Genomic DNA, 23,366 nt, shown 5'->3' with positions numbered 1-23,366 from the left:
AGCGACCTGTGCAGGTGCCGCCAGCCTGAGCCCATCTTGTCGGATTCTGGCCCCCTTCAGTGCAACGGCGTATGCTGGTTTAGCCAGTAGGACGTTCACACCCGATTCTGTTGGGCGGAGCCCCCACTCCTCCGCTGCTCTCTGGGGATCAACTGTGTAAAACATGGCCGATCGGGCTGGCGCGTTAGCCGCCCAATGCGCAGCAGCTATGGAGCCTGTCACAGCGTAATCCTGTACGGTGCTTGTACGCGCTCGGTTTAGCAGGTCTTCCAGCCCGCGTGGTGCTATCCAGCGCGTTATCATGTTGGATTTCTGAAATTGATAATCGAGGCTCCACCTCCGAAGCAGGGCAGGCCAGTCCGGGCAACTCAAGAACCCATTCGGGGTTCTCTGGACGAGTTCTTCGGCCTCAAGAAACTCGATCACCCGATATACGGAACCAGTTGATGCTCCGGATTCAGAGACAAGTTCACGAATCTTCCAGGGCCCACTTCTGTCCAGCATCGCGCGGACTACTTTTGCTGCAGGCTCCCCCTTCAAAGTTCCTCGTGGTCGGCCCCTTCCCCTCCACGGATCCGCATTATCGCCTTTATCCGACACGAACAGAGCAGGTGACTCCGTGCGCAACAGAATGTTGCCTGTTGCGTCAGCATAGGAGAGGTCAGACTGAGCCAGTCGGTCGCGAACCGATGGCGGCAAGTATCGCGCAACTACCATTCCAATTGACTCACCAAGTTTCAGGTACCGTTCGAGATGTTCCTCAAACGGCGATATATCCCGGACGTCCACCAAGCGCTTAGCGTGAACAAGAATCTTTGTCTGCGTACCGTCTGGGGCACGAAGAAGAAAATAGGAGTCCGGACGCCGGCCGTCGGACAGGACTTGCAGTTCCAATGACCAGCTTCGCGGGATACGCTCACGAAGAAGAGCCTCCGCTATCGTGGGCAGTTCAGCCTCGGTGGGAGGTGCGTCCAACGCCTTCACTGCATGCATGTTCAGATAATATGCCTTTTCCGCTGGCGGCGGAAGAGTCTATATTCCTGAACATCCCATGAGCCTATCTAGCCCAGAAGTTTGCGATCGCCTCTTTCAGCGCGCCCAACACCAGGGTCACTGACGCACTGTTCGCGTTCGGGCCCATCATGCCGATCCGCCAGACAGTGTCCGTATACTCACCCACTCCGGCACCGATCTCCATGCTGAAGTGCTCCAAAAGGTAAGCGCGAACGGCGGCCGAGTTGACGCCGTCGGGCACTTTGACGGTGGTGAGGCTCGGCAACCGGGAGCCTTCGGCGGCGAACAGTTCGAGGCCCATCTCCTGCAAGCCGTCCTGCAGTGCGGTGCCCGCTGCCCGGTGGCGGGCTTGGACGACGTCGAGACCTTCGGCGAGGATGCGTCCCAACGCGGCATCAAGACCGGCGATCATGGTGACCGGCGCGGTGTGATGATACGTCCGGGCGCCGGACGCGGCGCCGACGTAGCCGCCAAGCAACCCAATATCCAGGTACCACGAGCGCGGGTCTTTGATACGTCGTTCGAAGGCCCTGTCAGAGACCGTGAACGGTGCGAGCCCTGGCGGCACGCCGAGGCACTTTTGGGTTCCGGCATATCCGACGTCGATCCCCCAACCGTCTGCCAAAAGTTCCAGTCCGCCGATGGACGTCACCGCGTCGGTGATCAGGAGCGCATCGCCTTTGCCGGCGCCGAGAGCGGCGATATCGGACAGAACGCCTACGGACGTCTCGGCGTGGACCGCAGCAATGACCTTCGGGTTCGGATGGGCGGACAGGACGCGGTCCGCATCAACGGGTTGACCCCACTCGTGGTCCACGCGGATCACGGTGGCACCGCAGCGTCGGGCAACTTCGCACATGCGGGCGCCGAACAGGCCGTTGACTGCGATCACGGCTACATCGCCGTCGGAAACGGTGTTGATGAAGGCAGCTTCCATGCCTCCCGAGCCTGTGGCACTCAAGGGAAGGGTCCGGGCATTGGTGGTTCCCCACACCGAACGGAGGCCGTCACAAACCCGGTCCAGCCGCTCAATGAACACCGGGTCAAGGTGTCCCAGAACGGGCCAGGACAGGGCGGCCACGGCTTCGGGGTAGCAATTGCTCGGTCCGGGACCAAACAGGAATCTGGAGGTCAGGATGTCTGGCATGGGGCGAACTCCTTCAACGGGTTGGGGTCATTCTGCCGCAGCCCGGCCAGTGGAGCGAGCAGGGTCCACTGGGAGGGGCTACGCGCCGTCCGAAATAGGCGGTTCGTCATCGAAAATTCTCCTGCGACTCCGCGTGTCCACATTTAGCTGGTTGGATTCGCCGCGAATGGCATCACTAACTTAGCTCTGGCTACACACATAAGGGCGGAGGCTTGTCTTGATCGACGGCCCGCGAGGATTAGGTGGAAAGTTGAGATTTCGTGCTTTGGGCTTCACAACAGCCTTGTTGGTCTTCACCCTTGCAATGTCATCATGCTCGGCAGCCGACTCCAGAAAGCCCGGCGAAGACGAGTCCGGTTCAACGTCTACAACTCCACCTTCTGCTTCAACAACGGCCAGTGCACCACCAAGCCCCAGCACATCTCGGCCCCAATCCCCCTCACCAACCGACACCGCCTTGCGTGAAGAAGCCTCAAGCACCCCTGAGTCTTCCACTCTCTCGACGCAGAAGGCCGGGTCCAAATTGTCACTAGCAGACTTCTTTGACCCGGACGGCAGTTGGAGCGAGAACCGCTTTGACGTTGCAGACAGATCGGGAGTCTCCGGTATCGCTGCTCAGGTTAGTGGTTACGGCCAGTCGCAGACCCTGGAGCTTCGGCTGCAAAACAACTTCAATACCGTGGCATTCAACGTAGGACAGTCCAACGATTCGAAGCCTTCGGACAAAATGCTGGTTGTCAGGGTTGTGGGAAACGGCAAACAACTTGACGTTCAAAAGGTTCCGTTTAACACGATCCAGCCCATATCGGTCCAAACCAAGATGGTGAACGCCCTCAAAATCGAAGTAAGCGCGGAAGCCCCTCAAGGCAGCGACTGGAAGTCGCTGACGGCGGTTATCTCTGATGTGACCGTCCGCTAGTTCGCATGTCCAGTCCAGAAATCGAAAATGCGCCCGAGGAACCCACGAAACACCGCCGAGTCAGTCTGTCCGTGCTTGCAGGAATTGCAACTGTCTTGGGTACTCTCGTGACCGGGGCAACCTTTTACATGGATCACTTGATCCCCAAGCCAAGTGGCTCGCCCAGTACTTCGGCATCCTCTGCCTCACCAGGCCACCACTCAATGCAGGGTAGCAGCCGGTCCGAGGAAGCATCTCAGCGCGCAGTCGGGCAGTGCTTGGACGAGTTCTGGGCTGTGACTGCCTGCGACCGCGCTCATTCGGCTGAACTGGTTTCGACCGACGGCCCTTGCGATTCTTCCGCGCTGGTCAAATATGCTGGAGGCATTCCTTACGTGGACACACTGCGCCGAGACATTGCCTTGCGGGCTATAGACTCGGTTGGCTGCGTCGTCACGACGCCCACGCCACTGGCATTCAAGGTCAAAGATGGCCTTTTGAGCGCGGACAACGCTTCCCTCAGGCTGTGCTGGGACCAATTCTCACAGCGGGACAAAAGCTGTGATCAGCCGCATTCCGCTGAGGTCGTTTACTCAACCAGCGCTTCAGGCACGGCAGATACAGACTGCAGACAGCGAGCCGAAACGTACACTGGGGCCGCCTTTAGCCGGTATGAGGCCAAACTTGAAGTTCTCCGTGAGGATTCTTCAGCAGGTGTCAGCTGTCTGGTTCAGGTCAAAGGAAACAACAATCTAGACGGATCCATCAAGAACCTTGCTACCAAGGCACTTCCCACTTCGCCACGCAACTGAAGCAGCGCTGCGGGGCCCGCTCTGCGCGCCAAAACCCAAACACAGGCCCCGCACCGGTAGTTCCAAGCGGCAACTGCTAAGGTTACTCACCATTATTGAGGCCGCCACGATAGGGGACGAGAGTGACGACTGAAGGAAACGGGCAGCCCGGACAAGGCGTCCGCGGGGAAATGCAACAGGATCGATTCGTCGCGGGCCAAGACCTCACCCGCTGGAAATCCCCGGTGGGCCGTGCCCTGGCGACGGGCGTGCAATGGATTACCAATCTCCTGGGCCCGTACGCCGCGCTGGTCATCACGCTCGGAATTGGCCTGGTTGTTGCGATCGCCTTGGCTGCTGCCTTCGGCGAGGTCTACGAATCGGTAGTTGAGGCCGATGGTGTGGCCGGGCTGGATCATCCCGCCCTAAACGCAGCCAAATCCATCCGCTCCCCCGCCCTGGACACGATCACCACGGCCTACACGAATGTCGGCGGAACGGTCGGCATGCCAATCCTCGCCGTGGGAATCATGCTTCTCCTGGCGTTGAGGCGGAAGTCGTGGACCCCGGTGATCCTGATGTTGGCCGCAGGACTGGGCTCGTTGCTCATGACGGTGCTTGGGAAGCCGCTTTTCGGACGCACCCGGCCGGACCTCAGCGATGCCATTCCTCCTTACGAGCACTCCCCATCGTTCCCCAGCGGGCATTCGTTGAACGCAATTGTCATAGCCGGCATCGTGGCCTACCTGGTCATCCTCCGCGTCAAGACCCTCAGGGGCCGGGTCACAACCATTGCCATAGCCACGGTCTTCTCGTTGACCATGGGCTTGAGCCGGGTCTACCTGGGCCACCACTGGCTGACTGATGTGCTGGCGGCATGGGCCCTGGGCGTCGCGTGGCTGGCCTTGGTTATCACCGCCCACCGTCTTTATCTGACGGTGCGCACAAGCCACCACAAGGAGGTAGCCTCTTGACACGCCCCCAGCACCTCAGCTTCACTTATTACGTATGCTGAAATAACAGTTCCATGATGCGGAAGCTAGAAGCGCAAGCTTCCCCCGGCCAGACAACCAGGGTTCCGCATAGCCCACACCATGGATGCCAGCATTTGCACGAGGATGAAACAAGCATGGAGCTTGCAGTATTCAACAGTGTTGACCGTGACGAAGCCATCAAGGTCCTGACCCCTTGCCTGGACATCACCCGCTGGGTGGAAACCATCGTCGATGCCCGCCCCTTCGCCAGCGTGGACGAGTTGCTGGGCCAGGCCAACAACGCCGCCGAACCGTTCACCCCGGAAGAGGTGGAGTCCGCAATGGCCCACCACCCCCGGATCGGCGAACGCCCCAAGGCCCAGACCACCGAAGCCGCAATGTCCCGCTCGGAGCAGGCCGGCGTGGATGTCAGCGACGCAACCGCGGCGGCCCTGGCCGACGGTAACCGCGACTACGAAGAAAAGTTCGGCAGGGTCTTCCTGATCCGCGCCGCCGGTCGCAGCGCGCAGGAAATCCTGGCCACACTCCAGGAACGCCTCACCCACACCCCCGAACAAGAAGACATGATCGTGGCCGAACAGCTCCGGGAAATCGCACTGCTGCGTCTCTCCGGCCTGGTCAGCGAAGGAGCCAACGCATGAGCGTTTCACAAGTCACTACCCATATCCTCGACACCGGTTCCGGCCGCCCGGCGACGGGTGTCGCCGTCGTGCTTTACGTGCGCGAAGGCGACAACTGGACGCTGGTGGGCAAGGGCGAAACCGACGCCGACGGCCGCATCAAGAACCTCGGCCCCGAGCGGATTCCCGGCGGCGCCTACCGCCTCAACTTCGCCACCGGTGCCTACTACGAGGGCCTCGGCACCGAGACATTCTTCCCCGAAGTGGACCTGAACTTCACGGTTTCGGACGCCGGCGAGCACTACCACGTGCCGCTCCTCCTGAGCCCGTTCGCGTTCTCCACCTACCGCGGCAGCTGACCAAGCCTGCCGCCCGTAACGCCCTTCGGCCCGAGCCGGAGGGCGTTACTTGTACCCAAACCCGGAAAGGTAGGCTGGAAGGCATGGCTTCCGAGGACAACCCCACCCCCGCACCGAACAACGAACCGCCCGCACGCCGCGACATCACCGTGCGCCGCGCGCCCAAGTTCGTGCCGTTCATGATCCTCGGAGCCATCGTCGGCGCAATCGTCGCCGCCATCATTGCCTACGGCCGCCCCGCCGATCCTGAATTCGACGCCAGCACCGTCTTTGGCTTCTTCCTCGTGGCCTGCGCCGCCGGTGGCGTCATCCTCTTCTCCATCCTCGCCCTGGTCCTGGACCGCATCAGCGTCAGGCGCACCCGGCGCGCGGTGGTGGAAGCGGTGCCGGATTCGGTTCCGGACGAGGGTCCAGAGCACGACGGCGGACGCTGACTTTCGGCCCTTTTCTCGCGTTTCGGTGGGGTGCCACTGTGAGACGCGCCGCATTTTGCGCGTGTCGCGCTTGATACAGGGGTCACAAAACCGGAGCGGGAACTTACCACGGTCACAACATGAGACAATCGACCAGTGGCACGTGGCGACGGAAAACTTTCACATGATCTTCTCCCCGGCGAAAAAGGCCCCCAGGACGCTTGTGGCGTCTTCGGGGTTTGGGCTCCCGGTGAAGAAGTAGCAAAACTCACCTATTACGGGCTGTATGCGCTGCAGCACCGCGGACAAGAGTCGGCTGGTATCGCTACCAGTGACGGCAAGCGCATCAACGTCTACAAGGACATGGGCCTCGTTTCCCAGGTCTTTGATGAGACCACCCTGAATACCCTCACCGGACACCTGGCCGTTGGCCACTGCCGGTACTCCACCACCGGTGCAAGCCACTGGGCCAACGCGCAGCCCACCCTGGGCGCCACCGCAACAGGCACCGTGGCCTTGGCCCACAACGGCAACCTGACCAACACCGCTGAGCTGCGCGAGATGATCCTGCAGCGCAACAACGGCCAGCTCACCGGCGAAATGAAGCAGGGCAACACCTCGGACACTGCGCTGGTGACCGCGCTCCTTGAGGGCGAAGAAGGCAAGACCCTGGAGCAGACCGCGCTGGAGTTGCTGCCCAAGATCAAGGGTGGCTTCTGCTTCGTCTTCATGGATGAAGGAACCCTCTACGCAGCCCGCGACACGTACGGCATCCGCCCACTCTGCCTGGGCCGCCTTGACCGTGGCTGGGTAGTCGCCTCCGAGCAGGCCGGCTTGGCCACCGTTGGCGCCAGCTTCATCCGCGAGATCGAGCCTGGCGAATTCATTGCCATCGACGAAGAGGGCGTCCGCTCCCAGCGCTTCGCCGATGCCACCCCGGCTGGCTGCGTCTTCGAGTACGTCTACCTGGCCCGCCCGGACGCTGCCATCGCAGGCCGCTCCGTGTACGAGTCCCGCGTTGAGATGGGCCGCCAGTTGGCCCGAGAAAACACGCACGAGGCAGACCTGGTCATTCCTGTGCCGGAATCCGGTACCCCGGCAGCCGTTGGGTACGCCGAACAGTCCGGAATCCCGTTCGCGCACGGCTTCGTGAAGAACGCCTACGTTGGCCGTACCTTCATCCAGCCTTCGCAGACCCTTCGCCAGCTTGGTATCCGCCTCAAGCTCAACGCCTTGGAATCCGTGATCCGCGGCAAGCGCATTGTGGTGGTGGACGACTCGATCGTCCGCGGCAACACCCAGCGAGCCATTGTCCGGATGCTCCGCGAAGCCGGCGCCAAGGAAGTCCACGTCAAGATCTCCTCGCCGCCCGTCCAGTGGCCCTGCTTCTACGGCATCGACTTCGCCTCGCGTGCCGAGCTCATCGCCAACGGAGCCACCATCGAGGAAATCTCCCAGGCCATCGGTGCCGACTCGCTGGCTTATATCTCCGAAGACGGCATGATCGGGGCAACCCAGCAGCCGCGCGAACGCCTGTGCACGGCCTGCTTCACGGGCAAGTACCCCATCGAACTGCCGCACGCGGACAAGCTGGGCAAGAACCTGCTGGAACGCACGGACCTGGGTGGCCTGCCCTCCGCTGAAGCGCTCAACGACGCCGCTGCCTCCGATTCCGAGGATCCGGCGGACAAGCCCGGCGCTACCGGCTGCGATCCGGGACCTGACGCCGAATTCGAGAACCTCCTGACCGACGCTGATCGTTTGACCGACGCCGACAAGAAAGAGTCTGTATGACCTCCGCAACCCCAGCCGCCGAGAACAACGCCGGCATCACCTACGCTTCGGCGGGTGTCGACGTTGAAGCAGGCGACCGCGCCGTCGAACTCATGAAGGGCGCCGTGAAGGCGACCCACAACGCCTCGGTGATTGGCGGCGTCGGCGGTTTCGCAGGCCTGTACGACGTCTCCAAGCTGCTGACCTACAAGAAGCCGCTGCTTGCCACGTCCACCGACGGTGTAGGCACCAAGGTAGCCATCGCCCAGGCCATGGACATCCACGACACCATCGGTTTCGACCTGGTGGGCATGGTTGTGGACGACATTGTGGTTGTTGGCGCCGAGCCGCTCTACATGACCGACTACATCGCCTGCGGCAAGGTTGTCCCGGAGCGCATCGCGGACATCGTCCGTGGCATCGCTTCCGCTTGCTCCGTGGCAGGTACCGCCCTGGTGGGTGGCGAAACCGCTGAGCACCCGGGCCTCCTGGGCGAGCACGAGTACGACGTCGCAGGTGCCGCAACGGGTGTGGTGGAAGCCGACGCCCTCCTGGGCCCGGACCGCGTCCGCGCCGGCGACGTAGTGATCGGCATGGCCTCCTCCGGCCTGCACTCCAACGGGTACTCCCTGGTCCGCCGCGTCATCAACCACGCCGGCTGGGCACTGGACCGCCAGGTCTCCGAGCTTGGCCGCACGCTGGGCGAAGAACTCCTGGAGCCAACCCGCGTCTACGCAGCCGACTGCCTGGACCTGGCCCGGACCTTCCCGGTTTCCGCCGGAGCGGCTGTCCACGGTTTCAGCCACGTCACCGGTGGTGGCCTCGCCGCCAACCTGGCACGCGTCCTCCCGCAGGGCCTTGTAGCCACCGTTGACCGCGCTACCTGGGAACTCCCCGCGATCTTCAAGCTGGTCTCCGAGCTGGGCAACGTCCCCTTGGCCGACCTGGAGCGCACGCTGAACCTCGGCGTGGGCATGGTTGCCATTGTCTCCCCCGAGGCCGCAGACGCAGCCGTGGCGCGCCTCAACGAGCGTGGCTTGCCATCGTGGGTCATGGGTACGGTTGCTGCCGACTCGGACTCGATCGACAAGACCGGCCCGGACTACGTCCAGGGTGCCAAGGGCGTCGACGGCGGCGCGGTCCGTTTGGTGAACGCCTACGCCTAAGCGCAATGATCGAAGAAGGAACGGCCCGGCAGTTGGAAACCAACTGTCGGGCCGTTCTGCATCTCCGGGCGTCCCCAACTGGGTCGCATCTGTGCGCGTTATGAGGGCTCAAAACGCGCACAAATGCGACCTACTTGGGTGAGGTGATCTGGATGAGGCTCAGCACGCCGCCTTGTGGGTCCCTGATGGTGGACAGTGAACCTTCCTCGGGGTGGTCCTCCGGTTCAACCAACAGTTCGCCGCCCGCGGCCACGGCGGTTGCGGCCGCCGCCCGGAGGTCTGCCACGCCGAAGTACACCTGCCAGCGGGCGTCGTCGCCCTCCTCAGCGGGGACAATCCCGGCCACCTCATCACCGTTGACCATCAGCGTCGAGTAGCTGCCGCCGTCGTCCTGGGGATATTCGGTGACCTCGTACCCGAAAAGTTGTTGGAAGAACGCCACCGCAGCCTGCGGCCCGGGGGTCAGCAACTCGGCCCATGCCAAGGCGCCGGCCTCGTTGAAGCGGTGGCTTCCTGTATGGGTTCCCGCCTGCCAGATGCCTGTGGTTCCACCGCCCGGCGGCGCGACGAAGGCCAGCGTTCCCGTGTCCGCCACTTGCTCGGGACCGAACTCGAGATTCCCTCCCGCGTGCGTGGCGTCCTCAGCGACTTCCTCGGCATCTGTTGCGGCGAGGTAGATGTTCCACTGACCATGGGTTCCGGCGGCCTGCTGCAGGGGATTCTGTGGTGCGATCACAGCCACGAGGTCATTGTCGAGGAACGCCTGCGAGTAGCTGCGGCCATCGGGAGTGGGCAGGTCCTTGAAGGTCCAGCCGAACACCTTGCCGTAGAATTCCTTGGCCGCGGCGACGTCCCTGGTTTGCAGGTCAGCCCAGCACGGTTCCCCGCTTGAGTAGTGGTTCCGGGCGCTCATGCTGAGAGGCCTGTCATGATGCTGAACGCGGCGCCGGCCGGGTCCATCAGCACGCCCATCCGCCCGACGCCTGGAACGTCGAAGGCCGGAACGATCACGTGGCCGCCCAATTCCACGGCGTAACCCACCGTCTGGTCAACGTCGACCACGCTGAAGTAGGTCATCCAGAAAGGCGACAGACCTTCGATCGGAAGCTTCAACGCCCCGGCAACGGCACGGCCATCGACTACCAGGTCCGTGTAGTCCACACGGCCGCCGGCTGGCCTGGTTTTGCTGGTGCAGCCCGTGACGGCCTCGTAAAACGCCAAAGCCTTGGGGACATCGTTGGTCTGGAGTTCGTTCCAGATCATGGTTCCGGGCTCATTAACGAGCCCCGATCCTGGGTGGCTGCCCGCCTCCCAGAAGCCGATCTGCGCCCCGGTCGGATCGGAAGCGAAGAAGATCTGGCCACCTCCGTTGGGAACGCTGTCCGGCGGGAAGAGGAGCGTCCCCCCGGCGGCTACGGCCCGTTCCGCAGCATCATCCGCAGAGTCCACGGCAAGGTAGTTGGCCCAGTAGGATGGCATTCCTTCAGGGGCGTCAGGCATCTGCTGCATCATGCCTGCAACGAACCGCCCCTTTAGCCTGGCCATGTAATAGGTCATGCCTGGACCCGCGTCCATGGCATCCAATTCCCAGCCGAAGAGGTCGCTGTAGAACCTCTTGGAAACCTCAATGTCCGTGGAGGACAGGTCCACCCAGCATGGTGTGCCCTGCTTGTACCGATCGACCTCCGGCATGGCTTTCCTTTCAGCGTCCCTTTGCCCCCCAGCAACCGTCGTCCTCCCTCAACTTAGTACCGGGGTCTGACAAGGACAACGCACCGGTCAGGAAGCGGGCCCGCAAGGTGCTGGGATCTTAGGCAAGAGGAAGGCCCGCAGGGTACGCCAATGGCTGGCGTGCCCTACGGGCCCTCTTCAGAGATTTCCGGCACCAGATGATGCACGAACAAACCTTGATGTACGACGGCGGTACGCAACTCAGTGCCCAAAGGCACCTGTTGGTTGCGACAGCTATCCGAGACGGCGGGTGTCTACCTCGTCGTCGTCGTCTTCCGCGTACTTGTCCTCGTAAGCCGAGTAGTCCGGCTCCGGGGGATCTTCGGGGAAGTGGCTCTTTGCACGACTGGATGGGCCCGTGAGCTCACGCTCAAGTGCCGAATAGTCAGTGTTCGGGGAGTAGTACTTGATGTCCCGAGCCTGCTTGGTAGCTTTTGCCTTTTGACGGCCGCGCCCCATGGCGTGACCCCCTTTTGTACTTGGACCGGAGGTGGTCACCTTGGCTATCGGTGAGGCCCCGGAATGTTTGGTCAATTTGTCGTATGTCTAGATTACATGGTTTCCGGGGTGCCTGCGTGCCACCTGGAGGCCGCGCCGGGCCATTCAACACCCGAAAGCAGCTCAGGGCACCTCCCATGCACCCGAAAATTGGGTAGAGTCTGCCTCAATGCGGCGTCAGAGCAGGAAGGCACACCACTGGAATGAGTCAGGACAATACTCCACCCCGTGACGGTTCATCGCGCGAGCCAGGCGAAGAACAGGTCCCGCCCGCCTCGAATGTGCCTCCAGAGCCCCAACAGCCCAACCAACCACCGGTTCCGCCCCAGCCGCTCTCGCCGCCGCACTCCTTTCCTCCGCCGGGCGGCAACCCGCAACAGGGCCCACCTCCCCAGCAGGGGACCTTCGGCCAGCCGGTGTACCCGAACCAGCCAAGCGGCCCTGCCCAGCAGGCGTACGCCGGACCAGACCCCGCCTACCAGCAGGAGCCCGAGCACCCTGACGCGGTCAAACGCCAGAGGTTGGTCATTGGCGGGATCGTCCTGGGCGTCCTGGTGCTTATCGGTGTTGTGATCTGGGTACTCCTGAGCCTCCTGGGCACCCGCCCTGAGGCCGTGGCCCCGTCGCCCACCCCGACGGCGACCTTGGGCCCGCTCCCGCGGGATACGGACTCCAGGGACTTCCAGGTGGGCGACTGCTTCGCGGAGTTCGATCCCAATGCCACCAAGGCCAAGGCCGTTGCGTGCGATACCGAACACACTGCCCAGCTGGGCGCCATCCATACCTATGCCCAGGACGATTCCTTCCCCGGCACCAACGCCCTCCGGGACAAGGGCCGGGAGGTATGCAAGAGCATCAAGTTCAACGACGCCGTGGACAACTACACCAATCTGCTCCAGCAGAACGTCTATCCGAGCCAGAGCAGCTGGGACCGTGGCGATCGCCGGGTTGACTGCTTCATTGTGGTGAACACGGGCAGCACGCTCAAGGAAGACCTGCTCCGGAAGTAGCTATTCTCGCCACTCCCGGAGCAGGCCGCAGCCTACTTCCGGCGGACAGAGAGCCCGGTGCCCGCCGGCATGCCGCCGTCGAGGTCCAAGGACTCAAGCCCCTCGATGGTGAGTTCGTCCACGTCGGCGGCCGTGTCCACCAAGACCGTATCGCCGTCGCTGATGTCGCCGGCCAGGATTTCCTTGGCCAGGCGGTCTCCGATCTCACGCTGCACCAAGCGGCGCAGCGGCCGGGCACCGTACGCCGGATCGTAGCCGGACATCGCAAGCCAAGCCCTGGCACCATCAGTCACTTCAAGCGTGAGCCGGCGGTCGCGCAGGCGCTTGGTCAGCTCGGCGACGTGCAACTCAACAATCCGGGCGAGCTCCTCGACCGAGAGGGGATCGAACAGGACGATCTCATCGAGGCGGTTCAGGAACTCGGGCTTGAAGGATGCCCGGACCACGGCCATGACAGCTTCGCGCTTGGCCTTGGCATCGAGGGTGGTGTCCACCAGGAACTGGCTGCCCGAGTTTGAGGTCAGCACCAGGATGGTGTTGCGGAAGTCCACGGTGCGGCCCTGGCCGTCGGTGAGGCGGCCGTCGTCGAGCACTTGCAGGAGGATGTCGAACACCTCGGGGTGGGCCTTCTCAACCTCGTCCAACAGCACCACTGAGTACGGCCTGCGCCGAACCGCTTCGGTGAGCTGGCCGCCTTCTTCGTAGCCAACGTATCCCGGAGGAGCACCCACCAGGCGGGCCACCGAGTGCTTCTCGCCGTACTCGGACATGTCGATCCGGATCATGGCGCGCTCGTCGTCGAAGAGGAAGTCGGCCAAGGCTTTGGCCAGTTCCGTCTTGCCGACGCCGGTAGGGCCCAGGAAGAGGAACGAACCCGTGGGGCGGTTGGGGTCGCTGATGCCGGCGCGGGCGCGGCGGACAGCATCGGACACAGCCTGGACAGCCTTGGCCTGGCCGATCAGGCGCCTCCCCAGCTCGGCTTCCATGTGCAGCAGCTTCTGGGACTCCCCCTGCAGCATGCGGCCTGCGGGGATTCCCGTCCAGGCCGAAATGACTTCGGCGATGTCGTCGGCGGTGACCTCTTCGGCCACCATCAGCTCCGGCTCCGAATCGCTGCGGGCCGATTCCTCCTCGGCGGCGGCGTTGAGCTCGCGTTCCAGCGCGGGCAACTCGCCATACAGAATGCGCGACGCCGACTCGAGGTCACCTTCGCGCTGGTGCTTCTCGGCGGCCGAGCGCAGCTCGTCGATCTTGGCCTTGAGGTCACCCACCCGGTTCAGCCCGGCCTTCTCCGCTTCCCAGCGCGCATTGAGCGCCGCGAGGCTCTCCTTCTTGTCCGCCATGTCCGCGCGCAGGGCGGCCAGCCGCTCCACGGAGGCAGGATCGGTTTCACCCTGGAGTGCAAGTTCCTCCATGGTCAGGCGATCCACGGCACGGCGGAGCTGGTCGATCTCCTCAGGCGCGGAGTCGATCTCCATGCGAAGACGCGATGCGGCTTCGTCCACCAGGTCAATGGCTTTGTCCGGGAGTTGGCGGCCGGAAATATAGCGGTTGGAGAGCGTGGCTGCGGCAACCAGGGCCGAGTCGGCGATGGCTACCTTGTGGTGCGCCTCGTAGCGTTCCTTGAGTCCGCGGAGGATGCCGATGGTGTCTTCCACGCTCGGCTCACCGACGTAGACCTGCTGGAAACGACGCTCCAGGGCCGGGTCCTTCTCAATGTTCTCGCGGTACTCGTCCAAGGTGGTGGCACCGATCAGGCGGAGCTCACCACGGGCCAGCATCGGCTTGAGCATGTTGCCGGCGTCCATGGCACTCTCGCCCGTTGCGCCGGCACCCACCACGGTGTGGATCTCGTCAATGAAGGTAACGATCTGACCGTTGGAGTTCTTGATCTCCTCCAGGACTGCCTTCAGGCGCTCCTCGAATTCGCCGCGGTACTTGGCTCCCGCCACCATGGAGGCCAGATCCAGGGCAATGAGGGTCTTCCCGCGCAGGCTTTCGGGGACATCGCCGGCCACCATGCGTTGCGCCAGGCCTTCGACGACGGCCGTTTTGCCAACGCCGGGCTCACCGATGAGCACAGGGTTGTTCTTGGTGCGCCGACTCAGCACCTGGACCACGCGCCGGATCTCACTGTCGCGGCCGATCACCGGGTCCAGCTTTCCGGAACGGGCAACTGCGGTCAGGTCGGTTCCGAACTTTTCCAAGGCCTGGAACGTGTTCTCAGGGTCCGGTGAATTGACCTTGCGGTCACCCCGGACACCCGGCAGGGCGGCGAGAAGCGCCTCATGGGAGGCACCGGCGTCGCGCAGCAACTTCCCGACGGCGTCACTTCCGGCCGAGAGTCCCAGCAGCAGGTGCTCGGTTGAGACAAAGGAATCGCCGAGTTTGTCGGCGTCGGCCTGGGCGGCCTGGATGGCTTGCATGGACTGGCGCGACAACTGCGCCTGCTGGACGGAACTGCCCGACGACGACGGCAGCGCCTTGATGGCGGAACTTGCCTGCACGCTCACGGCGTCCGGATCGGCACCCGTTGCCCGGAGGAGGGCAACAGCAACGCCCTCCCGCTGGTCCATGAGGGCTTTCAGCAGGTGTGCGGGCTCCACCTGCGGGTTGCCGGCGGTGGAGGCATTCATGGCGGCCGCAGAAAGGGCCTCCTGGCTTTTGGTGGTGAATTTGACGTCCAAAGAGAGCTCCCTTTCTGGAGTAGAACCAAGGATTACAAAGTTGAGTCTACTACGCTCAACTTTGGATTTTGACTCACTGTGTTCCATGTTTGCCCACGGCGAAACTGCTGTCCAGCGCCGGTGTGCGGATTGCTGTTGAGGGCCACGCCGGCGAAGCCCGCAACCGTACCCGCCCAGCGCACCCAGTTCCGGCGAAGCCCGCACCCGTACCCGCCCAGCGCACCCAGTTCCGGCGAAGCCCGCACCCGTACCCGCCCAGCGCACCCGTACCGGCGAAACCCGCACCCGTACCCGCCCAGCGCACCCGTTCCGGCAAACCATCGCGCCCGTACCCGCCCAGCGCACCCGTTCCTACGGGTGCGGATGGCGGAAAGTGGTGCGCCTCGTTCCACAAGATCCGGAATGCCCTAAGGAAAGTAGGCTGGGCCCATGGAACCCATCGCTTCGGTGCACGAGTTGGAAGAACTGATCGGCCTCCCCCTCGAACGCGTTCGACGCAAGGTGCGGACATCGCTCAGCGACTTTGACCGGCAATGGCTCGCAGCCAGTCCTTTTTGCGTGATCTCGACGGCGGACGCCCAGGGTCGCGTCGACGCCTCACCCAAAGGTGACCCCGCCGGATTCATCCACGTCCTGGACGACTTCACGATCGCCATCCCGGAAAGGCCCGGCAACAAGCTCGCCTTCGGATTCCGCAACATTTGGAGAACCCGAACGTGGGTATCCTCTCCGTGGTTCCCGGGCGAACCGACACTCTGCGCATCAACGGGACGGCCAAGCTGGTCCGGGATGCGGACTTCTTCGATCACATGGTGGTCAAGGGCCACCGTCCGCGGGTTGCCATCGTGGTCAGCGTGGACGAGGTCTTCACCCACTGTGGCAAGGCCTTCATGCGCAGCGGGCTGTGGGAGCCGGATTCCTGGGACATCGCGGGCTTGCCGTCCATAGCCACGCTTTCCAAGACCTACGTGCAGCCGGATACACCGTTGGCGGATCTCGAAGCCTATTATGGGCCGGCTTACGCGGAACGCATGTACCGGGAGTAGATCCGCGTTCCGCCCTGCGCACCCCTTACGTCGCGGCATCGCACCCGTTCGCGCTGAGGGCTACCGCTACTACGGGAGCGCACGGCGCGAAGGGGTGCGAGGGCGCGAAGGGGTGCGAGGGCACTACGTGGTGCGAGGGCACTACGTGGCGCGCACCGCCGTCGTCAGCGCACCGCCGTCGTCAGCGCACCGCCGTCGTCAGCGCACCGCCGTCGTACCCGTCCGGAAGGAAGCGAAAGCGATCCGTAAGCATTACCCATGGCCCGCCGGGGGCGCCCGCCGTAACCTGTTCTAGGGAGAGAGTCTCAGGCGCGAAGGAGCGTCCCATGGAATGGATCCGTCCGGACAATCCGGACTATGACGAAACCCGGAAACTCTTCAATGCAATGATCGACCGCAGGCCGGCCGTCATCGCCAGATGCTCCAGCCCTGGCGAGGTGGCGGAGGCGCTGAAGCATGCCCGCAACCACAACCTGGAGGTGGCGGTCAGATCGGGCGGGCACTCGGTGGCCGGCATGTCCACCAACGACGGCGGCCTGGTGATTGACGTCCGTCCCATGAAATCCATCAGCGTGGATCCGGAAGCCAAGACTGTCACGGCCGGCGGCGGGCTCACGTGGGGCGAGTTCGACCGGGCCACGCAGCAGCACGGATTGGCGGTCACGGGTGGCCGGGCATCGACGACGGGTGTCTCCGGCTTTACGCTGGGCGGCGGCTCGGGGTGGCTGGAGCGCGCCTACGGATTCGCGTGTGACAACCTGATCTCAGTCGACCTGGTGACTGCTTCCGGCGATTTGGTGACGGCGAGCGAACACGAGAATCCCGAACTCTTCTGGGCATTGCACGGTGGCGGCGGGAACTTCGGAGTGGCCACGTCGTTCACGTTCCAACTGCACGATCTGGGTCCGTCGGTCGTGGCGGGGTTGATGTTGTTCCCGGGCGATGCGGCAACGGAAGTGACCCGGGCCTACCGCCAGCTCGCCTTGGATGCGCCGGATCAGGTTGGCACGGCACTCGTTTACCTCACGGCCCCGCCGGAAGAGTTCGTACCCGAGGACATGGTGGGCAAGCTGGCCGTCGGCATGGCCTACCTGTATGCGGGGAACGTCGAGGAAGGCGCCGAACACGCGAAGCCGTTCAAGGAGCTCGGCCCCACGGTGGACCTCGTTGGACCGATGGGGTACGCCGACTTCCAGTGCATGATCGACGATCCTCCGGATCACTACAACTATTGGAGCGCCGACTACCACGATGAACTCACTGACGATGCCGTGGACATTGTGGTGGACTCGGCAAAGCGGCTGCCAAGTGCGAACTCGGAGCAACTCATCGGCCGCTGGGGCGGTGCGGTGGCCGGCCCTGCGGCGGAGAACACCCCGCTGTTGAACCGTGGCGCCGCCTGGGTCAGCCATCCGTTCGGCCTTGCGGAAACCCCGGAGGGCGGACAGCAAGCCAAGGCGTGGGTGAAGCAGTTCAGGCAGGACATCGCTCCGCATACGAGCGGTGGCGTATGGCTGAACTTCATCGGCGACGAAGGCCAGGACCGCATCATCGCGGCCTACGGCGAGCAAAACTACCGTCGGCTCTCCAAGGTCAAGGCGCAGTTCGATCCCGACAACACGTTCAGGGGGAACCAGAACATCCTTCCAGCGGAGCACTAAGACTCCTTCCCAGTTGCCGTGGACCACACCGGCAATGTTGCCCGTGTTCCGGGGCGGTGGTTGGCGGTAGACACGCCCCGATGGCCGGCAACTGGGAAGGATCAGCCCACCCGCGGCCGTTGAAATCCGGGACTACACTTTGGCCATGGCCATCTACGTCGACCCTCCCCTCTGGCCCGCGCACGGTACCCATTTCTCCCACCTGGTCTCAGACAAGTCGCTCGATGAACTGCACGCGTTCGCGGAGGCGGCAGGAGTGCCGGAACGGGCTTTCGACGGCGACCATTACGATGTGCCCGAGCGCCGGTACGACGATCTGGTCAAGGCAGGTGCCATTCCCGTCGAGGCCCGGATCCTGGTCCGCAAACTCATTGCCAGCGGCCTCCGGATCCCGGCCCGCGAGCGCAGCAAGGCCCTCACGGTGCCCTTGATGGAACGCTGGAACAGCACGTACCCCGGCCACGAGGAACTCGGCTTGGAGTTGCTGGAACGTTGGGGCGAGGCCACCCGGAAGTACCACGGCCGCACACATCTCCTGGCTGTCCTTGAGGCTCTGGACACCTTGACCGATCCAGCGTTGCCGGCCCGCACTGTTGCCCTTGCCGCATGGTTCCACGACGCCGTCTATGAAGGGGTTGCAGGCCAGGACGAGGAGGAGTCAGCCCGGCTCGCCGAAGACCGGCTGACCGCGGCCGGCTTGGCCCCGGTTGACGTCGCAGAGGTGGCGCGCCTGGTCCGGCTGACGGACAAGCACAGTCCTGAGCCGGGCGATCACGCCGGTGCCCTCTTATGCGATGCGGACTTGTCTGTGCTCGGTGGCGACGAACAGTCCTATGCCAGGTATGTGGCGGCCGTCCGCGAAGACTACGCCCACGTCAGCGACGCTGATTTCGCGAAAGGGCGTGCCGCCGTCGTGCGTCACCTGCTGGGCCTGGACCCGCTGTTCCACGGTGACCGCGCCAAGGCGCTGTGGCTGGATGCCGCCCGCCGGAACCTCGCGGCCGAACTGGCATGACCGAGCCGGGATCACCGCATAGCCAGCCCTTACACTAGGAGGTGTGACCTCCTACCTCTGTGCTCCACAGGCTCGCCCCTCCGTTGAACACGTCCTCGCCGTCCGCGGCACCGGAGGCTACCGGCAGTACCGGATCCCAGCGCTGGCCGTCAGCACGGCGGGGACCATCCTGGCGGCGTATGACGGCAGGCCCAACCTGGACGACCTGCCCAACACCATCGACCTGCTGCTCCGCCGCAGCAGGGACAACGGCGCCACGTGGGGCGAACAACAGGTGGTCCGCACCGGCACCGGGCTGAACGGATACGGCGATCCCAGCCTCCTGGTTGATGCGGACACGGGACGGATCTTCATGTTCCACGCCGCCGGAACACACGCCGGCTTCTTCGAAGCGGTCGCCGGACTGGAGCCGGACGACGCCGTCCAACATGCCGACGTCAGCTATTCAGACGACGACGGCGGGACCTGGCACCACCGGCGGCTCACCTCATCACTCAAGCCGGTTCACAGTGGTACCACCGGGTTGTTCGCCGCGGCCGGCCAAGGCATCCAGATACACACCGGACCGTTCAAAGGCCGCTTGGTACAGCAGTACGTCCTGCTGGTGGACGGGGAAATCATGGCTGCCTCCGCCCTCAGCGACGATCACGGAGAGACCTGGACCCTCGGTGCGCTGATCCGCACGGGTCCCGCCGGAATCGGACCCAACGAGAACAAGGTGGTATGCCTTACCGACGGGCGCTTGCTGGTGCACAGCCGGGCCACGCCGTGCCGCCTTGCCGCGATCTCGGAGGACGGCGGACAAACATGGGGACCGTTGACGCCTGTGCCGGACCTGCCAGACCCCAGCGACAACGGATCCCTCACCAGGTTCGACGGGCTGCCGCTGGTCCAGTTGCCGTCCGGTACCTCGCATTGGCTCATCGCCACCAACAACCAGGACCCCCATCTTCGCCGCAACACCGTGCTCAGCCTCTCCCCGGACAACGGGGCCACCTGGCCGGCCAAGCTGGTGCTGTGCGAGGGCAGTTCCGCTTACTCCACGGCCACGCGACTTCCCGACGGCAACGTCGGTGTCCTCTACGAGCGGCAGGGATACCGCGAGATCGTGTTCGCTTCGGTTCCTGCGGAACAACTGGTCTCCCAACTCGCATCCGCTCCGAGTACCCTGCCCAGCGAAGACCGGGATCCGCTCACCTTCCACATGGAACTCCGCTCCGTCACCCCGGGCAGGCCCGCACACTGGCAGAACGCCGGTGAATTCCACGTCATACCGTCAAACAGCGATGGCGAGTGGGACGTCCAGACGTGGAAAGAAATCGGCCAAGGGTACGCCGGCCAGGACCAGGTGCTCGGCACGCGGGAAGCGCAGGACCTCAACTACGGCACCATCATTCCCGGGTACAAGGCCGGGGACATCCTCGCCTTCACAGGACGCGTCCGCAACAGCGGCTCTGAGCCGCTTGCCGACGTCGTACTTCTGGGACCGCACGGGAGCGATTTCCCGGCCACGCGCCTGGAGCCGGGCCAGCAGTCCCTCTATTTCACGCCGAGTTACACCATCACGGAATCGGACCTGCTGGCGGACGCGCTGGAGCTCAGGTTCGCGGTGGAGTCCGACGGCGGGAGGTTCCGTACGGAGCGACGCTTCCGGTTCGAGCTGCGCACCGGAAGCGTTGCTGCCTCATAGGAACGTGTCGCCTCAGCGGTAGGTGCTGACGAACGGACGGTTGGTGGGCACGATCTGCTTGCCGAGCGGCATCAAGGAAACCGGGATCAGCTTCAGGTTCGCGATGGCCAGCGGGATTCCGATGATCGTCAGGGCCATGGCCACCGCGGTGACCACGTGCCCGATCGCAATCCAGATGCCCGCCACCAACAACCAGATGACGTTGCCCAGCAAAGCGAACACGCCGCTGCCGCCGGGCTTTTCCACCACCATCTGACCGAACGGCCACAGGCAGTATGCGCCAATGCGGAAGGAGGCAATGCCCCACGGAATGGTCACGATGAGGACGCAGCAGATGATGCCCGCGGCGAAATAACCGAGGGCGAGCCAGAAGCCGCCAAAAACCAGCCAAATGATGTTGAGCAGAGTTTTCATAGTCACCATTCTCTCGTGCCGGACCGTCCAAAAGCCTAGGGGTCTGCCCTGACTCGCCCCTGACTTTCCTCTCTCACCAAACACCCCCTCCCCACAGTCCCTCTCTCACCAAACACCCCTCCCCCCGGACCCTCTCTCACCAAACACCCCCTCCCCCCGGACCCTCTCTCACCAAACACCCCTCCCCCCGGACCCTCTCTCACCAAACACCCCCTTCCAGGTGGACGCTCGCTCACTGTGCTCACTACGGTGCGGCCAAGAAGACAGAGCGTTCCGAGTTTCGGGCGATTTGGTGATAGCGCGTCGGTTTTGGCCGGGCTTCGGCCTAGACTCGGTCCCACTGGCACCGCCTGTGATGCGCCGCCGCATCCATGAACCACGCACGGAGGACCACCATGAGCACAGAACAGCACACCCTCAGCCTGACCCGCGATTTCGACGCCCCGCGCGAGAAAGTCTTCGAGGCTTGGATGGAACCGGACCAGCTCACCAAATGGTTTGGACCCGTGGAAGTTGATGCTCCGCGGGAGAAAATCATCGTCGATCCCAGGGTCGGCGGAGTGTGGCAGGTTGTCATGGCATGGACGGATGAGAACGGTCCCCAAGAAGCGCCGATTGAAGCAGTCATCACTCAGCTGAACGCACCGGGTTTGCTGGTCGCAACGGCCAAAGCCGCCCCGGACGCCGACCACGAATACGAAGAGATGCATCTCGAATTCGAAGATCTGGGCGGCAGCCGTACCCGCATGCACCTGACCCAGGGGCCCTTTGCATCGGAAGAGTGGGTGGAAATGACGCGGGACGGCTGGGGCACGTCATTCGACAAGTTGGATGCAACGCTCGGATAACCGCGAGAGAGTGCTCAAGAACGGGCGATTCAGTGAGAGAGCGTCCCAAAAAACAGGCGATTCAGTGAGAGAGCGTCCCAAAAAACAGGCGACTCAGTGAGAGAGCGTCCCAAAAAACAAGCGATTCAGTGAGAGAGCGTCCCAAAAAACAGGCGGTTCGGTGAGAGAGGGTCGGGGGAGGCGGGGGGAGGCGGGGAAGGGGGACGGGGTAAAGAGGGGGTTAGGCCTTGGCGGCTTCCACGAAGGCCCGGACCTTGGCCAGGTCCTTGACTCCCCGGGAGGACTCGACCCCCGAGGACACATCCACGCCCCAGGCACCGGCCGCGGAAGCAGCGGCAGCAACGTTGCCCGGTTCCAGGCCACCGGCGAGCAGCCAGGAACGGCTGTCCAGACCCTTTTCACGCACGGACGCGTAATCCCAGGCCTCCCCCGAACCAGGCACTGCCGCGTCGATCAGGAACAGTTCCTCGCCCAGATCACCGAACTCTGCCGGGGAGGCACCCATGGTGACTGCGCGGATAAGCCGCATGCCGGCGTCGTGCACTGCCTCAACGTCGGCCGCAGTCCGGTGACCGTGCAGTTGAACCCATGACAGGCCAGCAGCCTGCGCAAGGGCAACGGCAGCGGCAGCGGTCTCGTGGCGGAAGACGCCAACAGCCGCAACACCGGAGGGCACCAAGGGCAGCAACGAACGGACGGTCTCCGGGCTGACTTCGCGTGGGCTGGCCGTGAGGACGAAACCCACCGCGTCGGCACCGGCCGAGACGGCTTCACGAACGGATTCGGGTGTGCTCAAACCACACACTTTAACGAACATTCCGTGCCTCCAGCCGCTACGCGCCCAACAATCCTCTTATGACGTTAGCAAGTCATATGGCCCATTGTTGAACCGCGCCGGACCACTACGCTGGACGGATGGAGATCATCCGCTTTGCCGACATCCATCCCGAACCGTGGCGCAACGGGGGCGGTGTAACCCGCGAGATCGCAAGCCACCCGAAGGCCGCGTCGGCACAGGATGGCGCATGGGACTGGCGGCTCAGCATCGCCGATGTCTCCAAAGCCGGCGACTTCTCCAATTTTCCGGGCATGGAACGGGTCCTGACCATCATCGACGGCGACTTGATGCTCCTGACCGTGGACGGTACCGAGCACCCCTTGGAGAAGTACCGGCCGTTCCGTTTCTCGGGCGAAGCCCCCTCCTCGGCCGCGCTGCCCACCGGCGACATCCGGGACCTTAACATCATTGCCCGCGTCGACAAGTTCAAGGGCTTTGCGTCCATCGTCGAGCTTTCCAAAAAGCGCCCACACCCCGTTTTTGAGGGCCAGTTCGCAGTTCTGCTGGAGGGCAAAGCAAGCGTTGCGCCCGGCGCGGCCGCAGAGGAAACGCCCGACGACGGCGCCGAGCCCGCTGCCGTCGTCGAGGAACCGGTGGAGCTCTCGCGCTACGACGCAGTGGTTGGCTCCGACGTCCTCAGCCCCGAGATTTCCGGCCGCGGGTTCGTGGCTGTCGTTTCCATCGACCACGTCTGAGTGGTGACTTTTGCCACCAGAGGTGGCCACCCCCTGGGGGAGTTGCTAGCCTAGGGA

22 protein-coding genes and 1 pseudogene are annotated in these 23,366 nt (G+C 63.7%); 16 read left to right on the top strand and 7 right to left on the bottom strand.

The window, feature by feature from the left end:
* Positions 1-1,057: 1,057 nt before the first annotated feature.
* The gene (locus ACIQT2_RS08150) at positions 1,058-2,161 is read right to left on the bottom strand and encodes a pyridoxal-phosphate-dependent aminotransferase family protein (RefSeq protein WP_402945325.1); all 1,104 of its coding nucleotides are present in this window, start codon (positions 2,159-2,161) and stop codon (positions 1,058-1,060) included.
* 457 nt (positions 2,162-2,618) lie between these two features.
* On the opposite strand from ACIQT2_RS08150, the gene ACIQT2_RS08145 reads away from it, so the two are divergent.
* The 7 genes from ACIQT2_RS08145 to purM all read left to right on the top strand — a co-directional run bounded on the left by ACIQT2_RS08145 (position 2,619) and on the right by purM (position 9,176).
* Positions 2,619-3,080 (top strand): hypothetical protein, encoded by a 462-nt coding sequence (locus ACIQT2_RS08145; protein WP_402945323.1) that lies wholly within the window; start codon positions 2,619-2,621, stop codon positions 3,078-3,080.
* A 913-nt stretch (positions 3,081-3,993) separates the two neighbouring features.
* On the top strand, positions 3,994-4,824 hold the full coding sequence (locus tag ACIQT2_RS08140; RefSeq protein WP_402945320.1) for a phosphatase PAP2 family protein: 831 nt from the start codon (positions 3,994-3,996) through the stop codon (positions 4,822-4,824).
* 155 nt (positions 4,825-4,979) lie between these two features.
* Positions 4,980-5,486: a 2-oxo-4-hydroxy-4-carboxy-5-ureidoimidazoline decarboxylase gene (gene uraD / locus ACIQT2_RS08135; protein WP_402945317.1), complete on the top strand. Its 507-nt coding sequence runs from the start codon at positions 4,980-4,982 to the stop codon at positions 5,484-5,486.
* A complete protein-coding gene (gene uraH / locus ACIQT2_RS08130; protein WP_400336833.1) occupies positions 5,483-5,824 on the top strand; it encodes a hydroxyisourate hydrolase in 342 nt (113 codons plus the stop codon). The genes uraD and uraH overlap by 4 nt, the downstream gene beginning before the upstream one ends.
* Positions 5,825-5,907: 83 nt before the next feature.
* On the top strand, positions 5,908-6,258 hold the full coding sequence (locus ACIQT2_RS08125; RefSeq protein ID WP_402945315.1) for a hypothetical protein: 351 nt from the start codon (positions 5,908-5,910) through the stop codon (positions 6,256-6,258).
* Between the two features lie 135 nt (positions 6,259-6,393).
* Entirely contained in the window at positions 6,394-8,031 is a 1,638-nt protein-coding gene (gene purF / locus ACIQT2_RS08120) for an amidophosphoribosyltransferase (RefSeq protein ID WP_402945312.1), read from the top strand.
* On the top strand, positions 8,028-9,176 hold the full coding sequence (gene purM, locus ACIQT2_RS08115) for a phosphoribosylformylglycinamidine cyclo-ligase (protein ID WP_402945309.1): 1,149 nt from the start codon (positions 8,028-8,030) through the stop codon (positions 9,174-9,176). Before purF ends, purM begins: the two co-directional genes overlap by 4 nt.
* A 130-nt stretch (positions 9,177-9,306) precedes the next feature.
* Here purM and ACIQT2_RS08110 read toward each other — a convergent pair whose 3' ends face one another.
* From ACIQT2_RS08110 to ACIQT2_RS08100, 3 genes are all read right to left on the bottom strand, one after another.
* A complete protein-coding gene (locus tag ACIQT2_RS08110) occupies positions 9,307-10,089 on the bottom strand; it encodes a VOC family protein (protein WP_402945307.1) in 783 nt (260 codons plus the stop codon).
* Complete coding sequence (locus tag ACIQT2_RS08105) at positions 10,086-10,868, bottom strand: VOC family protein (RefSeq protein WP_402945304.1); 783 nt, start codon at positions 10,866-10,868, stop codon at positions 10,086-10,088. The genes ACIQT2_RS08110 and ACIQT2_RS08105 overlap by 4 nt, the downstream gene beginning before the upstream one ends.
* A 273-nt stretch (positions 10,869-11,141) precedes the next feature.
* Positions 11,142-11,366, bottom strand: coding sequence for a DUF3073 domain-containing protein (locus ACIQT2_RS08100; RefSeq protein ID WP_347108543.1), 225 nt, complete (start codon positions 11,364-11,366; stop codon positions 11,142-11,144).
* Positions 11,367-11,608: 242 nt separating this feature from the next.
* Here ACIQT2_RS08100 and ACIQT2_RS08095 point away from each other — a divergent pair, with 242 nt between their 5' ends.
* Positions 11,609-12,415 (top strand): septum formation family protein, encoded by an 807-nt coding sequence (locus ACIQT2_RS08095; protein ID WP_402945302.1) that lies wholly within the window; start codon positions 11,609-11,611, stop codon positions 12,413-12,415.
* A 32-nt stretch (positions 12,416-12,447) separates the two neighbouring features.
* On the opposite strand, the gene clpB is transcribed toward ACIQT2_RS08095, so the two are convergent.
* Entirely contained in the window at positions 12,448-15,102 is a 2,655-nt protein-coding gene (clpB, locus tag ACIQT2_RS08090) for an ATP-dependent chaperone ClpB (RefSeq protein ID WP_400336843.1), read from the bottom strand.
* Between the two features lie 429 nt (positions 15,103-15,531).
* On the opposite strand from clpB, the pseudogene ACIQT2_RS08085 reads away from it, so the two are divergent.
* The 6 genes and pseudogenes from ACIQT2_RS08085 to ACIQT2_RS08060 all read left to right on the top strand — a co-directional run.
* Positions 15,532-15,693, top strand: a pseudogene (locus ACIQT2_RS08085) (pyridoxamine 5'-phosphate oxidase family protein); the annotation flags it as partial.
* Between the two features lie 125 nt (positions 15,694-15,818).
* The gene (locus ACIQT2_RS08080) at positions 15,819-16,148 is read left to right on the top strand and encodes a hypothetical protein (RefSeq protein WP_402945656.1); all 330 of its coding nucleotides are present in this window, start codon (positions 15,819-15,821) and stop codon (positions 16,146-16,148) included.
* Positions 16,149-16,293: 145 nt separating this feature from the next.
* Positions 16,294-16,443 (top strand): hypothetical protein, encoded by a 150-nt coding sequence (locus ACIQT2_RS08075; RefSeq protein ID WP_400336847.1) that lies wholly within the window; start codon positions 16,294-16,296, stop codon positions 16,441-16,443.
* A gap of 31 nt (positions 16,444-16,474) precedes the next feature.
* The gene (locus tag ACIQT2_RS08070; protein ID WP_402945298.1) at positions 16,475-17,809 is read left to right on the top strand and encodes an FAD-binding oxidoreductase; all 1,335 of its coding nucleotides are present in this window, start codon (positions 16,475-16,477) and stop codon (positions 17,807-17,809) included.
* A 145-nt stretch (positions 17,810-17,954) separates the two neighbouring features.
* Complete coding sequence (locus ACIQT2_RS08065) at positions 17,955-18,824, top strand: DUF4031 domain-containing protein (protein WP_402945295.1); 870 nt, start codon at positions 17,955-17,957, stop codon at positions 18,822-18,824.
* Positions 18,825-18,867: 43 nt separating this feature from the next.
* Complete coding sequence (locus ACIQT2_RS08060) at positions 18,868-20,514, top strand: exo-alpha-sialidase (protein ID WP_402945292.1); 1,647 nt, start codon at positions 18,868-18,870, stop codon at positions 20,512-20,514.
* A gap of 12 nt (positions 20,515-20,526) precedes the next feature.
* On the opposite strand, the gene ACIQT2_RS08055 is transcribed toward ACIQT2_RS08060, so the two are convergent.
* Positions 20,527-20,928 (bottom strand): YccF domain-containing protein, encoded by a 402-nt coding sequence (locus tag ACIQT2_RS08055; RefSeq protein ID WP_397323517.1) that lies wholly within the window; start codon positions 20,926-20,928, stop codon positions 20,527-20,529.
* A 395-nt stretch (positions 20,929-21,323) separates the two neighbouring features.
* Here ACIQT2_RS08055 and ACIQT2_RS08050 point away from each other — a divergent pair, with 395 nt between their 5' ends.
* Positions 21,324-21,776, top strand: a complete 453-nt coding sequence (locus ACIQT2_RS08050) for an SRPBCC domain-containing protein (RefSeq protein ID WP_402945289.1) — start codon at positions 21,324-21,326, stop codon at positions 21,774-21,776.
* Positions 21,777-21,996: 220 nt separating this feature from the next.
* Here ACIQT2_RS08050 and ACIQT2_RS08045 read toward each other — a convergent pair whose 3' ends face one another.
* Positions 21,997-22,593 carry a phosphoribosylanthranilate isomerase gene (locus ACIQT2_RS08045; protein WP_402945286.1) on the bottom strand — a complete coding sequence of 199 codons (597 nt, stop codon included), beginning with the start codon at positions 22,591-22,593 and terminating at the stop codon, positions 21,997-21,999.
* Between the two features lie 98 nt (positions 22,594-22,691).
* Between ACIQT2_RS08045 and ACIQT2_RS08040 the strand changes: the two genes are divergently transcribed.
* Positions 22,692-23,309: a HutD family protein gene (locus tag ACIQT2_RS08040; protein ID WP_402945284.1), complete on the top strand. Its 618-nt coding sequence runs from the start codon at positions 22,692-22,694 to the stop codon at positions 23,307-23,309.
* Positions 23,310-23,366 lie beyond the last annotated feature (57 nt).

Origin of the sequence: Paenarthrobacter sp. NPDC090522, assembly GCF_044769225.1 — a bacterium.
Classification (GTDB): domain Bacteria; phylum Actinomycetota; class Actinomycetes; order Actinomycetales; family Micrococcaceae; genus Arthrobacter.
Note: the sequence above shows the minus strand (reverse complement) of the source record. Positions and strands in the feature narration are given on the sequence as shown.

What these genes read in the sequence shown, in the direction of transcription:
- ACIQT2_RS08150 (WP_402945325.1), bottom strand. Translation starts at nt 2,161, where the DNA reads ATGCCAGACATCCTGACCTCCAGATTCCTGTTTGGTCCCGGACCGAGC.
- uraD (WP_402945317.1), top strand. Translation starts at nt 4,980, where the DNA reads ATGGAGCTTGCAGTATTCAACAGTGTTGACCGTGACGAAGCCATCAAG.
- uraH (WP_400336833.1), top strand. Translation starts at nt 5,483, where the DNA reads ATGAGCGTTTCACAAGTCACTACCCATATCCTCGACACCGGTTCCGGC.
- ACIQT2_RS08125 (WP_402945315.1), top strand. Translation starts at nt 5,908, where the DNA reads ATGGCTTCCGAGGACAACCCCACCCCCGCACCGAACAACGAACCGCCC.
- purM (WP_402945309.1), top strand. Translation starts at nt 8,028, where the DNA reads ATGACCTCCGCAACCCCAGCCGCCGAGAACAACGCCGGCATCACCTAC.
- ACIQT2_RS08110 (WP_402945307.1), bottom strand. Translation starts at nt 10,089, where the DNA reads ATGAGCGCCCGGAACCACTACTCAAGCGGGGAACCGTGCTGGGCTGAC.
- ACIQT2_RS08105 (WP_402945304.1), bottom strand. Translation starts at nt 10,868, where the DNA reads ATGCCGGAGGTCGATCGGTACAAGCAGGGCACACCATGCTGGGTGGAC.
- ACIQT2_RS08100 (WP_347108543.1), bottom strand. Translation starts at nt 11,366, where the DNA reads ATGGGGCGCGGCCGTCAAAAGGCAAAAGCTACCAAGCAGGCTCGGGAC.
- ACIQT2_RS08095 (WP_402945302.1), top strand. Translation starts at nt 11,609, where the DNA reads ATGAGTCAGGACAATACTCCACCCCGTGACGGTTCATCGCGCGAGCCA.
- ACIQT2_RS08070 (WP_402945298.1), top strand. Translation starts at nt 16,475, where the DNA reads ATGGAATGGATCCGTCCGGACAATCCGGACTATGACGAAACCCGGAAA.
- ACIQT2_RS08065 (WP_402945295.1), top strand. Translation starts at nt 17,955, where the DNA reads ATGGCCATCTACGTCGACCCTCCCCTCTGGCCCGCGCACGGTACCCAT.
- ACIQT2_RS08055 (WP_397323517.1), bottom strand. Translation starts at nt 20,928, where the DNA reads ATGAAAACTCTGCTCAACATCATTTGGCTGGTTTTTGGCGGCTTCTGG.
- ACIQT2_RS08050 (WP_402945289.1), top strand. Translation starts at nt 21,324, where the DNA reads ATGAGCACAGAACAGCACACCCTCAGCCTGACCCGCGATTTCGACGCC.
- ACIQT2_RS08045 (WP_402945286.1), bottom strand. Translation starts at nt 22,593, where the DNA reads ATGTTCGTTAAAGTGTGTGGTTTGAGCACACCCGAATCCGTTCGTGAA.
- ACIQT2_RS08040 (WP_402945284.1), top strand. Translation starts at nt 22,692, where the DNA reads ATGGAGATCATCCGCTTTGCCGACATCCATCCCGAACCGTGGCGCAAC.